Source organism: Streptococcus sp. VT 162, assembly GCA_000688775.2.
GTDB lineage: Bacteria > Bacillota > Bacilli > Lactobacillales > Streptococcaceae > Streptococcus.
The window spans coordinates 996,557-1,009,566 of sequence record CP007628.2; the positions used below are offsets into that span (position 1 = coordinate 996,557).

The window sequence follows — 13,010 nt, forward strand, 5'->3', positions numbered from 1 at the left end:
GGGACTCAAAAGGTTTGGGTGAACCTTTTGAGGTTTAACTACGTTTCACTAACAAACTCACACACTCCACGTGATGCGTCTGTGGAAACAGATCCACCGGCTGGACTTTCTTCAATTCATAACCCAATTCTTGGTAGAGTTTGATATCACGCGCCATGGTTGCGACATTACAAGAGATATAAGCAATGCGGTCTGCTCCTGTTTGAGCGCTTGCTTTGATAAAGCTCTCAGTCAATCCCTTACGTGGAGGATCAACCAAGATAACGGTTGGTTGGATACCTTCCTTGAGCCAATTCTTCATGGCATTCTCAGCTGTGTCGCAGACATAGTGTGCATTTGTAATATTGTTTAATGTAGCATTCTTCTGACTATTCTCAACTGCTTCTGGGATGACCTCAACTCCATAGACTTCCTTAACATGTTTCGCAACAGAAAGGCCAATCGTTCCAATACCAGAATAAGCATCGATCACCACATCATCTACTTTTAATCCTGCAAAATCAATAGCTGTCTGATAAAGCTTCTCTGCCATTTCAGTATTGACCTGGTAAAAGGCTGGGCCAGCGATTTGGAAGTCATTTCCCAACATCTGGTCCGTAATATAGTCTTGACCATAAAGAGTCTTCCACTTCTTGCCAAAAATCGCATTGGTGCTCTGATCGTTGATATTTTGCATGACAGACACAATCTCTGGGAACTGCTTGATAACTTGTTCAATCAACTGCTCCACTCGGAAAACTTTAGGACGTGTAGTCACTAAGATAACCATGATTTGTCCTGAATAGTGACCACGACGCACCACAAGATTTCGAATCAAGCCAGACTGCTCCTTTTCGTCATAAGGTTTTAAATCAAAACGACGAAGCAAATCGCGTAGAACTACTATGACTTGGTCAATGACAGGATCCTGGATAAAGAAATCTTCAAGGGGCATGAGGTCATGCGAATTTTTACGGAAAAAGCCAGTTTCCAAGATACCATTCACTCGACGAACGGGCACCTGAGCCTTATTTCGGTATTTGACAGGATTTCCCATACCAAGCGTTTCAGCAACTTCTACATCGGTAATGCCAGCTATCTTGTAGAGACTGTCTTTGACTTGCTTGGTTTTGAACTTAAGCTGCTCTGGATAGGCAAGATGCCCCAAATCAGCGATACCTGAGCGTAGATAAGCTAGATCAAGGTCTTGGTTACGATGCGGAGAATGTGTAAGGTATTCTTCAACCTTCCCATAGCCAATCTTTTTATTGACTTTAAGGACTCGCATGAGGATTTTCTCAGTTGGTAGAGCATTTTCTACAAAGAAAACCAAACCATCTACCTTAGCAACCCCAGCACCTTCATGGGTCAAATCAACAATCTCAACTTCTACAATATCATTTTTCTTTAACATATTTTTCACTTTCTATCGGCCGATAAAAAAAGACGGCAACATTTCTGTTACCATCTATTATATCATGAAATGACCTAAGCACCAAAACTCTTGAAGAAGTTGACAATGGCTTGCCAAAGGGAGCTAAAGAAGTTGCCCCCGTCTTCTAGCGCTTTATTGGCATCAAAGTTGAGGTTGATATTTTTGAAGCTATCTCCAGCTTGGGATACAATGCTTTCCTTGAGGTCGTTTAGGGTTTTAGTGAAATCAGCATTGTTCAAAATGTCACTCTTTGAGAGGTTAAGGGCAAAATTGATGATGATATTGACCTGGTTTCCTGTTATAACCTGATCGAGTTTGTAGTTTTTTAGCGTGTCTTCAACGATTTTGCGGACATCTTCTTCTGTCAGATTGCCTTTGGCTTCTTTTGCTTTTGCGATTCCTGCCTTGATATCTGCCAAAGCGACATTGAGTTTATTGGCATCGTAGCCTGACTTGTCCTTGTTTTCAGCATTAATATCTGATAAGGCTTTTAGCTCCTCTTGAGCCAAGTCTTTATTGGCTTGCGGTACTTTGGCACCATTGGCTTCTAACGAGTAGTAAATCCCTGCAAGAGCGCTCTCTCCTGTAACTGGAATAGGTGCTGCAACTGTGATTTTTGCATGCTCCACTCCCAGCGTCACCGCTGCGTTACGGTACATATCCTGAGTCACCTTGGTGATATTTTCAGGCGTTTCAATCTTGACCTCTAGAGGCGACTTATCACCTAGCTTTTGAATCTTAGCTGATGAATAGAGTTGTAGACTAGCATCATTAGCCACATTCATAATTTTCGAATAGATATCAGGTGTCATAGTTTTGATATCTTTGGTGTCTTTTGATGCGTCATAGCCAAGTTTGCTAAGAGTTTGATTTTTCTGGTCTTCAGATAGAGAAGAACCTAGGACATATTCGGGTTGTACATAGGTTTCATCAATTACTTTTTGAACATCGGTTGCTGCGTGGACACTCGTCATAGCTGTTGCGGCCCACAAAATTGCAGCACTTGTTAGAAAGAATTTCTTTCTCATGGGATATTCCCTCCTTTACCTTTCTAGGGTAATAAAACAATCTTAAAGAAAACTTATAGTGAAAAACACCTGGTCAAACCAGATGCTTAGAAGAAATTAAAGAATTTCATGATATAGAGATTGAAGCGAACCTGTCTCGAGTAGTAATAATTTCCACCATTTTCATAGAGTTCGGCTCCGTGAAAGATAGAAATAGGGTTGATATAGGTGTAGGTCTTCCCAGTAGTATTTCCAAGGATTGGAGCGACCGTTTCTCGGGAGTAACGCTTGGCTAATGCCAGAGTATTTTCCTTGCCATTTTGAGCGATAAAGTCGATATAGGCAGGTCCAAAATTATAGGCTTGAACGGCGGTCCAGACATCTACTCCTTTGCTCTGTGCCAAATAGAGGTTATCTGTTAGAGTCTGTACCCCTTGACGAATACTAGAGGCATCGTCTTTGATGGTATTGGTAGCGCCACTAGCAGACTCACTAGACTGCATGACATCCCGCTCTTTTCCCTTCGTTTCGGTATAAATCATGGCGAGCACCAACTCTTCATTGGCTGGGGTATCTCTTTCACTCAAGATTTCTCGAACCATGGGTTGGTAGGTCATGACTTGTTTAACATCCTGATGGATATGATAAGCTTTGTATCCTGCGAAAAGGAAGACTGCTAGCACAAGCACTCTTCTTATAAATTTAAACATTATTTACTTTGAATATCCTCGATATTTTTGATTAAGATAGAATAGGTTCCATTGTCATTTTGGATAAACTCGACCGATTCTGCGTCTTGATAGACGTTATTGGGAACGATGAGCTCGATTCCATTTGACAAGGAGAGTTTTTGGTTTTCAAATTTCTTGAGCTGGCGACTAGCATCAATTTCATCGAACTGGACTGGTTCTGGTACGGCTTCCTTGACTTGGTCGATAAAGCTCAAGCGAGCTGTCAGATTATTATCAAAAAGGTCGTTAGCCAATTTCTCAGGAGACAACTCATTGTTTTCTTCAAGATTGTTGAAAATCGCTGATTTGACCTTGGATTGAAATTGAAAATCATCCGTGTTAAAGGACTCTGCAATTCTCTGGGCCGTTTTTTCCAGTTCCTTGATGGATTTCTTTGGTGAAATCTTAGGAGCAACAGCTAGGAGATTTTCTGAAAAATAATTTAAGAAAGTCCCATTATACTTGATGCGTTTTTCGATGAGATGGTACTTGCGACTTTGAAGATTAACCACCAAGGCCTCATCAGCCCCTGTTCCAAATCCAGGAAGGTTATTCTGAGTTAGCTTGATTGGGTTATCAACTTCTCCTCCAAGGTGAATCAAGGTTTCCCGCAGGGCAATTCGCAAGAAAGCGAAATGCTCAACGCCTTCTTTAGAAAACTGAACAAAAATCAAGTCATTGGTCTTGAGATTTTCAGAAATGCTAAACTCCTCTTTCCAGAGATTAGCCAGTGTTACTGATGTCTCCAACAAATCATCCGTGATATGATTGAAGAAGGGATTTTCTTCTTCGAAAATCCCAGTCTTAGCTTCATCTGAATACACACGTTCGATTTTTTTGCGCAGGTATTCTTCGATTTTTGGAGTGATATTGAGAAATTTATCCGCTAGAAACAGCTCGGTATCATCTGGGCTGAACTGATGGATAATGGCTTTCTTAATATAAATGTCCATAAAAGTATTAGTCCTCGTATAGCGGGAAGGCATCTGTCAACGCTTTGACTTCACTTCTCACTTCTTCTAAGACAGCCTTATTTTCTGCATTTTTAAGAGTTTTAATGATGAGTTCAGCCACTTTACGGCTTTCTTCTTCACCAAATCCACGTGCAGTGATGGCTGCTGCTCCGATACGAATTCCACTTGTCTTGAATGGTGACAAAGTTTCGTAAGGGATTGAATTTTTATTTAGGGTAATATTAACCTCATCCAGCAAGTTTTGAGCAACTTTTCCGTTTTCTACAACCTTAGTCACATCCACTAGGAAGAGGTGATTTTCAGTACCACCTGAGATGATACGGAAATCAGGGTCTTGCAAGAAGACTTCAACCATAGCCTTGCTGTTTTTGATAACATTGGCAGCATATTCCTTGAAGGCTGGGTCCAAAACTTCTTTGAAGGAAACCGCCTTAGCCGCCACAACATGCTCCAAAGGACCACCCTGAATACCAGGGAAAATAGCTGAGTTGATTTTCTTAGCTAGGTCCTCATCATTTGTCAAAATCAAGCCACCACGTGGTCCACGAAGAGTTTTGTGGGTCGTTGTTGTAGTGATATGAGCGTATGGTACTGGGCTTGGATGAAGTCCAGCTGCCACCAAACCAGCGATATGGGCCATATCGACCATAAGCTTAGCCCCAACAGCATCTGCGATTTCACGGAATTTTGAGAAGTCAATAATTTGAGAGTAGGCTGAAGCACCTGCTACGATTAGTTTAGGTTTTACTTCTTGGGCTTGTTTCAAGATAGCATCAAAGTCCAAAAGTTCCGTTTCAGGATCCACACTATAAGAAACGAAGTTGTAAGTTTGTCCAGAGAAGCTAACTGGAGCTCCATGGGTCAAGTGTCCACCTGCTGCCAAATCCATTCCCATTACAGTGTCACCAGGCTCAATCAAAGCCATATATGCTGCACAGTTGGCTTGGCTTCCTGAGTGAGGTTGGACATTGGCGAATTTAGCACCGAAAATTTCTTTTGCACGTTCAATAGCTAGAGTTTCTACCACGTCTACTACATCGGTTCCACCATAATAACGACGTCCTGGGTAACCCTCGGCATATTTGTTTGTCAAGATAGACCCTTGAGCTGCCATAACAGCCTTGGAAACCACGTTTTCCGAAGCAATCAACTCGATATTGTTTTGTTGGCGTTCTTCTTCTTTGGCAATAGCATTCCATAGATCAGCATCGTATGCTTTAAAATCGTCTTTATCAAAAATCATAGGTCTTCTCCTTTATAGTGTGACTGGTCCTTTAGTTTAAGAAATTATACTAAAAGATGCGAATAAACCGTTTCTGCACTTTATCACAAGTATAACCAACTTTTTCATAAAATGCATGAGCTCCCAGACGATGATCAGCAGAGTTTAAGCGGATAAACCCATAACCCCGTCTTTTTGCTTCTTGATCCAACCCTTGCAGTAAGCTTTTACCGATACCTCGTCCTTGTGCTTGAGGCGAAACTGCTAAGCCTAAAATATTAAATCCTGCTTTGGAATAGAGGGATTCATAAACTTCAGCATGGACATATCCAAGTAGGACATGGCTGACCTCATCCTCATAGCCAAGTAGGAAATGATGAGAATCCTGAGACAGTCTAGCTAGTTGACTAGCTGTGTCCTCTGGACTAAAAGAATAACCCAAAGCCTCTTGGTTAATCTCACATATAGCATTCACATCTGTTTCTTGCAAATCTCTTAGCATCTCATTCCTCCTCAAAAGAAATCTCTGGCAACCGAGCAAGAATATCTTCTCGCTTAATCGCCCCCTGGCGCAAGATTTTCACCTTGTCTCCAGACAAATCCAAAATAGTCGAATCCTGTCCAGTTAGAAAAGCGTCGTCCTCCAGACCCAAAACCTCTTGGTCAAAATCCTCTAGAATTTGAGCAAAGGTCACTCCACTCGCCTGACCCGAGATATTGGCAGACGGCCCAATCAAGGGTCCTGTCTCTCGAATCAAATCCAGTGTAATGGGATAACTCGGCATCCGAAATCCCACCGTTGAAAGACCAGAATTGACCCAATAGGGAACTCGGTCATTGGCTTCGAGGATAATGGTCAAGGGACCCGGTAAAAAGGCCTCTACAATTTTTTCTAGATAAGTTGGCTGATTCTTTGAAAAGTGCAAGATGTCCTCTAGAGAAGCGACATTAAGATTGAGTGCCTTATCTCTAGGACGACGTTTGAGTTGGTAAACATGGTCGACAGCTTTTTCGTCTAAGGCCTTAGCAAAGAGACCATAAACTGTCTCTGTAGGCAAAACAACAGCTCCGCCCTTTTCCAACTCTTGTCTAATCCTGTCCATCATCAACCACAACCATCCTATCTTGACCAAATTGGTCCTTGAGTGTTCGTACCCGTTTTTCAGGAAGATGTTTCCTAAAAAGCGCAGGAACACTTTGACCTTGCTTGTATCCAATTTCAAGGTAAATCTTACCACCATCTGTGAGATAGTCTTTTGCATCTTCCGCAATTCTGCGGTAAATAGCTAGGCCATCCTCATCTGCAAAGAGAGCTAGATGAGGTTCTGAATGCAAAACATTCAAACCAACCTCTGACTCATCTTCACGAGAGATATAGGGTGGATTGGATACAATTATATCATATTTTTCAGAAATTTCTGCAAAACAATCAGATTTTTTAAAAAATATATTAAGATTTTGATTTTTAGCATTCTCTGATGCAAGCTCTAAGGCGGCTTGGGAAATATCTGCTGCTGTTACTGACCAATCTGGTCTGTTTTTTGCTAATGCAAGAGCTATGGCACCACTTCCAGTCCCGATATCTAGAATATTAAGACTTTCCTCAGGATTTTCTGTGAGGATAAGTTCCACCAACTCTTCTGTTTCTGGACGAGGAATCAAAACTCGCTCATCCACTTTTAACTGCATTCCAAAGAAATCTGCCTGTCCGATGATATACTGAGCTGGTTTGTGAGTTGCTAACTGCTGGAAAATTCCTTTAACAAAAACTTCTTCCTCTTCCGTTACTTCCTGTTGAAGGGTAAAAACAAAGTCCGTAAAAGAGAGATTTTTCAGGCTACGATAGACAAAAGAGAGGCTTTCAGCTTCCTCTCCTTGTCTTATCAACTCTACTTCAAAATCTGAAAATAATTGAGCTAATTTCATTATTTGTTTAATTCTTCTAATTTTTGTGTTTGGTCATAAAGAACCAAGGCATCCACAACTTCATCCAATTTACCAGACAAAATGGTATCTAGTTTTTGGAGGGTCAAGCCGATACGGTGGTCTGTGACACGGTTTTGTGGGAAATTGTAAGTACGGATGCGCTCTGAACGATCCCCAGTACCGATAGTAGACTTACGCTCAGCGTCTTGTTCATCTTGAGCAATCTGAGCAAAATGGTCAGCAACACGCGCACGGATGATTTTCATGGCTTTCTCACGGTTCTTCTGCTGGGTACGTTCTTCCTGCATTTCAACCTTGATATTGGTTGGCAAGTGAACGATACGCACGGCAGTTGCAACCTTATTGACGTTCTGTCCACCAGCACCAGATGCGTGGTAAATGTCAACACGAAGGTCTTTTGGATCAATATCGTATTCTACTTCTTCCACTTCAGGCATGACAAGGACTGTGGCAGTTGAGGTATGAACACGGCCTTGGCTTTCTGTCACAGGGACACGTTGAACACGGTGGGCACCTGATTCGTACTTGAGTTTAGAGTATACAGATTGACCCGAAACCATGGCAACCACCTCCTTGAAACCACCCACACCGTTCATAGAAGCTTCCATGACTTCAAAGCGCCAGCCTTGGGCTTCCGCATACTTTTGGTACATAGTTAGCAAATCTCCAGCGAAGAGCGCTGCTTCGTCTCCACCAGCAGCTCCACGGATTTCAAGGATGATGTTCTTATCATCGTTTGGATCCTTTGGAAGGAGCAAGATTTTGAGTTTTTCTTCGTATTCTTCTTTTTCAGCCTTGGCATCTTTGAGTTCTTGCTTGGCCATTTCCTCCAAGTCCGCATCTCCACCTGATTCCTTAATCATTTCTTCAGCATCGACGATGTTTTGAAGGACTTGTTTGTACTCACGGTAGGCTGTTACTGTGTCACGAGTGGAAGCTTCTTCTTTGGACAATTCCATGAAACGTTTGGTATCAGATACCACATCAGGGTCACTGAGCAATTCTCCTAATTCTTCATATCGGTCTTCTACAGCTTGTAGTTGATCATAGATGTTCATTTTTCCTCATTCTCCTTATTGATTTCAGGGGCAAAATAATGTTTACGGCAGACTGAGATATAGGTTTCATTGCCACCGATTTGAATTTGTTCACCATCATAGACTGGCACACCATCGTGCGTACGCAACACCATAGTCGCCTTTTTCTTACAGTACTGACAAATGGTCTTGATTTCGTCAATCTTGTCTGCTAAGAGCAAGAGGTATTTGGAACCTTCGAACAATTCATTGCGAAAGTCATTCTTCAAACCAAAAGCCATGACAGGTATGTCTAGCTCGTCCACAACACGAGCTAGGTCGTAAACATGGTGACGCTTGAGAAACTGGGCCTCATCGACCAACACACAGTAAGGTTTTTCAGGTAAGTCTCGGATATAGCCAAAGATATCTGTCGTTTCCTCAATCGCAATGGCTGGGCGTTTCATGCCGATTCGACTCGACACATAGCCAACACCGTCACGCGTATCCAGAGCCGAAGTCATAATCACAACTCCCTTTCCTTGCTCCTCGTAGTTATAGGCCACCTTGAGAATCTCAATCGTCTTACCAGAGTTCATGGTCCCATAACGATAATACAACTGTGCCATGCTTCTATTTCACGTCCATTTCTAAATTTTTGCTACATTCTAGTATATCATAATTTTCTGAAGCTTTAAACGGCAAAATGTGGTAAAATAGAAGAAATCAAAAACTAGCGGAGGAAGCTATTATGCCATTTGTACGCATCGATTTATTTGAAGGTCGCACGCTCGAGCAAAAGAAAGCTCTTGCTAAGGAAGTAACGGAAGCTGTTGTCCGTAACACTGGAGCCCCTCAATCAGCCGTTCATGTCATCATCAACGACATGCCAGAAGGAACCTACTTTCCTCAAGGAGAAATGCGCACCAAATAAACCAGCTTAAGCAGAATTGCTTAGGCTTTTTCAATCTCCAAGTAGCATCCATTGAAGAAATAGTCTAATTTTGTTACAATTTGAAGAGATGCTTGGATACATATCCAAAGAAAAGAAATACAAAAGGAATTAGTATGATTACACGTGAATTTGATACCATCGCTGCTATCTCTACTCCACTAGGTGAAGGAGCCATTGGTATTGTCCGCCTGAGCGGAACAGATAGTTTTGCTATTGCCCAAAAGATTTTTAAAGGAAAAGACTTGAGCAAGGTTGCAAGCCATACTCTCAACTACGGACATATCGCTGACCCTCAAACTGGTAAGGTCATGGACGAGGTTATGGTTGGAGCTATGAAGTCTCCAAAGACCTTCACTCGTGAGGATATTATCGAGATTAACACTCACGGTGGGATTGCGGTAACCAATGAGATTCTCCAGTTAGCTATCCGTGAAGGAGCTCGATTGGCTGAACCTGGTGAATTTACCAAGCGCGCCTTTCTAAACGGTCGTGTAGATTTGACACAGGCTGAAGCGGTGATGGACATCATCCGCGCCAAGACAGACAAGGCCATGAATATTGCAGTCAAACAATTGGACGGTTCTCTTTCTGACCTCATTAATAATACTCGCCAAGAAATCCTCAATACACTTGCCCAAGTTGAGGTCAATATCGACTATCCTGAGTATGACGATGTTGAGGAAGCTACTACTGCAGTCGTCCGTGAGAAAACTATGGAGTTTGAGCAATTGCTAACCAATCTCCTTAGAACAGCTCGTCGTGGTAAAATCCTTCGTGAGGGAATTTCAACTGCTATCATCGGACGTCCCAACGTTGGGAAATCGAGCCTCCTCAACAACCTCTTGCGTGAGGACAAGGCCATCGTTACAGACATCGCTGGTACGACACGAGATGTTATCGAAGAATACGTCAACATCAATGGTGTTCCTCTCAAATTGATTGATACAGCTGGTATTCGAGAAACAGATGATATCGTGGAGCAGATCGGTGTTGAGCGTTCGAGAAAAGCCCTCAAGGAAGCTGACTTGGTACTACTAGTATTAAATGCCAGTGAGCCACTGACCTCCCAAGATCGCCAACTATTAGAAATCAGCCAAGATACCAACCGCATTATTCTGCTTAACAAAACTGATCTGCCTGAAGCGATTGAAACTTCGGAACTACCTGAAGATGTCATCCGTATTTCAGTTCTTAAAAACCAAAACATCGATAAGATTGAAGAGCGCATCAACAATCTCTTCTTTGAAAATGCTGGTTTGGTCGAGCAAGATGCTACTTACCTATCTAATGCCCGTCATATTTCCTTGATTGAAAAGGCCGTTGAAAGCTTACAAGCTGTTAATGAAGGGCTGGAACTGGGGATGCCAGTTGATTTGCTTCAAGTTGACTTGACCCGTACTTGGGAAATTCTCGGAGAAATCACTGGAGATGCCGCACCTGATGAACTCATCACCCAACTCTTTAGCCAATTCTGTTTAGGAAAATAAGAAAAATCCATGATCCTTCTTGCGGTCATGGATTTTATTGTCTTTATTAGTAATCTGGTCTAAGGACACCTGTTACAGTTGCCTTAGTTGCTTCGTAGTCGCCATCTACGACAACTTTGATAATGCGTTTAGCATCTTCTTCTGGTGCTGGAACTAGAGGTAATCGAGTTGGTCCAGCTTCGAATCCCATATAGTTAAGGACCGCCTTAACTGGAGCAGGACTTGGATAAGAGAAGAGGGCATTGACTTTAGGAATGAATTTACGCTGAATAGCTGCAGCTTTCTTCATATCGCTTTCTGCAATGGCAGTAAACATCTCGTGCATCTCATCTCCATTTGTATGGGAGGCAACAGAAATAACCCCATCCGCACCAAGGTTCATGGCATGGAAGGCATCTCCATCTTCACCTGTATAAATCAAGAACTCTTCTGGCTTGTGCTCAATCAAGTAAGCCATATTAGCCAAGCTGGTACATTCTTTAACACCGATGATATTTGGGTGGTCAGCCAAGCGAAGCATGGTTTCTGGAGTTAATTCAACAACTACACGCCCTGGAATGTTATAAATGATAATAGGTAAATCTGATGCATCTGCAATAGCTTTAAAGTGCTGATACATGCCTTCTTGAGAAGGTTTGTTGTAGTATGGTACGATCGCAAGTCCAGCAGCGAAGCCACCAAAGTCTGCTACTTCTTTGACAAACTCGATCGAGTCACGTGTATCATTGGTACCTACACCCGCAATCAAAGGAACACGTCCATTAACAATCTTTTGTACAGCCGCAAAGAGTTCCAACTCCTCATCGTGGGTCAAGGTCGGACTCTCAGCAGTCGTTCCAGCTAGAAGAATGCCGTCTGTGTGATGGGCCAATAAATGCTCAATCAAGGCTGGAATGGCATCAAAGTTGATGGAGCCATCCTCATGGAAAGGGGTAATAAAGGCCGTGATGATTTTACACTCTTTTAAATCTTGATAAGACATGAGAAACACCTCTCTATTTCAAAGAAGGAGTTCATCTGAACTCCTAAACGATATGACTATTTTAATTCAAATTTCAACTCAGCTGTTGGACGAACCAATCCACGTTCATGAAGCGTTTCTGCAATCTGAACTGAGTTCCAGGCAGCACCTTTGAGAAGGTTATCTGAAACAACCCACATGTGGATTCCTTTTTCTGCATCCAAGTCTTTACGGATACGACCAACAAAGGTATCACGTGAACCAACTGCATTGATGGCTTGTGGATAGATTTGATGAGCTACATCATCTTCAAGAACTGCACCTGGGAAGGCTGCGATAGCTGCTTTCACTTCTTCGATTGGGGCCACTTCTTTTGTTTCGATATAAACTGACTCAGAGTGAGCTGATAAGACTGGAATACGAACACATGTTGCAGACACTGCGATGCTGTCATCTTCCATGATTTTCTTCGTTTCCTTGGTCATCTTCATCTCTTCGTAAGTGTAATCATTGTCTGTGAAGACATCGATTTGCGGAAGAGCGTTAAAGGCGATAGGATAGTGTTTCTTGTCACCACCTGAAGGCAAGATTTCCGCATGCAAATCACGTGGATTCACACCATCATTCAAGACTTCACGAAGTTCACGTTGTGTTTCAAGAATCGCTCCCATACCTGCACCAGAGACTGCTTGGTAAGTTGAAACGATGATACGATCCAAGCCCCATGTTTGACGAACAGGCTCAAGAGCCACCATCATTTGGATTGTTGAACAGTTAGGGCAGGCAATGATTCCGTTGTGGGCATCAAGTGCATGAGCATTGACCTCTGGAACAACCAAAGGAACATCTGGATTTTGACGGAAATAAGATGTGTTATCTACTACTACTGCCCCAGCTTGAACTGCGTATGGTGCATACTTAGCTGATGTCGAACCACCTGCTGAGAAGAGTGCAATATCAACACCCTCAAAGGCTGTCTCAGTTGTTTCTTCAATCGTAATATCTTGGTCTTTAAATTTCAAAGTTTTGCCTGCTGAACGTGCAGAAGCAAGGTAACGAATTTTATCGATTGGAAGTGTTGATTCTTCCAACATTTTTATCATCTGAGCTCCGACAGCACCTGTCGCGCCGACTACAGCAACTGTATATCCCATAAATAACCTCTTTCGGAATTTTCTAAAAATTTCTATAATAGATGTATTATACTACTTTTTCCAGAAATTGAAAAGCATTTTTGGGTTATATTTTCTGAAAATTAAAAATCCCTAGTCATTGACCAGGGACTAAGAGGCATCT

General features: G+C 42.3%; 14 protein-coding genes. 2 read left to right on the top strand and 12 right to left on the bottom strand.

The annotated features are described in order from the left end of the window. Nucleotides 1-34 precede the first annotated feature (34 nt). From V470_04855 to V470_04900, 10 genes are all read right to left on the bottom strand, one after another. Nucleotides 35-1,393, bottom strand: coding sequence for an RNA methyltransferase (locus V470_04855; GenBank protein AHZ47758.1), 1,359 nt, complete (start codon nucleotides 1,391-1,393; stop codon nucleotides 35-37). A gap of 74 nt (nucleotides 1,394-1,467) precedes the next feature. Next, nucleotides 1,468-2,442 carry a hypothetical protein gene (locus tag V470_04860; protein AHZ47759.1) on the bottom strand — a complete coding sequence of 325 codons (975 nt, stop codon included), beginning with the start codon at nucleotides 2,440-2,442 and terminating at the stop codon, nucleotides 1,468-1,470. 86 nt (nucleotides 2,443-2,528) lie between these two features. Further along, nucleotides 2,529-3,131 (bottom strand): Pneumococcal vaccine antigen A, encoded by a 603-nt coding sequence (locus V470_04865; protein ID AHZ47760.1) that lies wholly within the window; start codon nucleotides 3,129-3,131, stop codon nucleotides 2,529-2,531. Further along, nucleotides 3,131-4,105 carry a nucleoid-associated bacterial family protein gene (locus tag V470_04870; protein AHZ47761.1) on the bottom strand — a complete coding sequence of 325 codons (975 nt, stop codon included), beginning with the start codon at nucleotides 4,103-4,105 and terminating at the stop codon, nucleotides 3,131-3,133. Before V470_04870 ends, V470_04865 begins: the two co-directional genes overlap by 1 nt. Nucleotides 4,106-4,112: 7 nt before the next feature. Next, nucleotides 4,113-5,369 carry a serine hydroxymethyltransferase gene (gene glyA / locus V470_04875; GenBank protein AHZ47762.1) on the bottom strand — a complete coding sequence of 419 codons (1,257 nt, stop codon included), beginning with the start codon at nucleotides 5,367-5,369 and terminating at the stop codon, nucleotides 4,113-4,115. A gap of 49 nt (nucleotides 5,370-5,418) precedes the next feature. Next, nucleotides 5,419-5,850, bottom strand: coding sequence for a GNAT family acetyltransferase (locus V470_04880; GenBank protein ID AHZ47763.1), 432 nt, complete (start codon nucleotides 5,848-5,850; stop codon nucleotides 5,419-5,421). A gap of 1 nt (nucleotide 5,851) precedes the next feature. Then, complete coding sequence (locus tag V470_04885; GenBank protein ID AHZ47764.1) at nucleotides 5,852-6,454, bottom strand: tRNA threonylcarbamoyl adenosine modification protein; 603 nt, start codon at nucleotides 6,452-6,454, stop codon at nucleotides 5,852-5,854. Next, nucleotides 6,438-7,274 carry an SAM-dependent methyltransferase gene (locus V470_04890; GenBank protein ID AHZ47765.1) on the bottom strand — a complete coding sequence of 279 codons (837 nt, stop codon included), beginning with the start codon at nucleotides 7,272-7,274 and terminating at the stop codon, nucleotides 6,438-6,440. Before V470_04890 ends, V470_04885 begins: the two co-directional genes overlap by 17 nt. Further along, nucleotides 7,274-8,353, bottom strand: a complete 1,080-nt coding sequence (locus V470_04895; protein ID AHZ47766.1) for a peptide chain release factor 1 — start codon at nucleotides 8,351-8,353, stop codon at nucleotides 7,274-7,276. The genes V470_04890 and V470_04895 overlap by 1 nt, the downstream gene beginning before the upstream one ends. After that, nucleotides 8,350-8,940: a thymidine kinase gene (locus V470_04900; protein AHZ47767.1), complete on the bottom strand. Its 591-nt coding sequence runs from the start codon at nucleotides 8,938-8,940 to the stop codon at nucleotides 8,350-8,352. The genes V470_04895 and V470_04900 overlap by 4 nt, the downstream gene beginning before the upstream one ends. A 122-nt stretch (nucleotides 8,941-9,062) precedes the next feature. Between V470_04900 and V470_04905 the strand changes: the two genes are divergently transcribed. Next, the gene (locus V470_04905) at nucleotides 9,063-9,245 is read left to right on the top strand and encodes a 4-oxalocrotonate tautomerase (GenBank protein ID AHZ47768.1); all 183 of its coding nucleotides are present in this window, start codon (nucleotides 9,063-9,065) and stop codon (nucleotides 9,243-9,245) included. Between the two features lie 134 nt (nucleotides 9,246-9,379). Next, nucleotides 9,380-10,753 carry a tRNA modification GTPase MnmE gene (locus V470_04910; protein ID AHZ47769.1) on the top strand — a complete coding sequence of 458 codons (1,374 nt, stop codon included), beginning with the start codon at nucleotides 9,380-9,382 and terminating at the stop codon, nucleotides 10,751-10,753. 46 nt (nucleotides 10,754-10,799) lie between these two features. On the opposite strand, the gene V470_04915 is transcribed toward V470_04910, so the two are convergent. Both V470_04915 and V470_04920 read right to left on the bottom strand, forming a co-directional pair. Beyond that, nucleotides 10,800-11,735, bottom strand: coding sequence for a dihydrodipicolinate synthase (locus V470_04915; protein ID AHZ47770.1), 936 nt, complete (start codon nucleotides 11,733-11,735; stop codon nucleotides 10,800-10,802). Between the two features lie 56 nt (nucleotides 11,736-11,791). Then, nucleotides 11,792-12,868 carry an aspartate-semialdehyde dehydrogenase gene (locus V470_04920; protein ID AHZ47771.1) on the bottom strand — a complete coding sequence of 359 codons (1,077 nt, stop codon included), beginning with the start codon at nucleotides 12,866-12,868 and terminating at the stop codon, nucleotides 11,792-11,794. Between the last annotated feature and the right edge of the window lie 142 nt (nucleotides 12,869-13,010).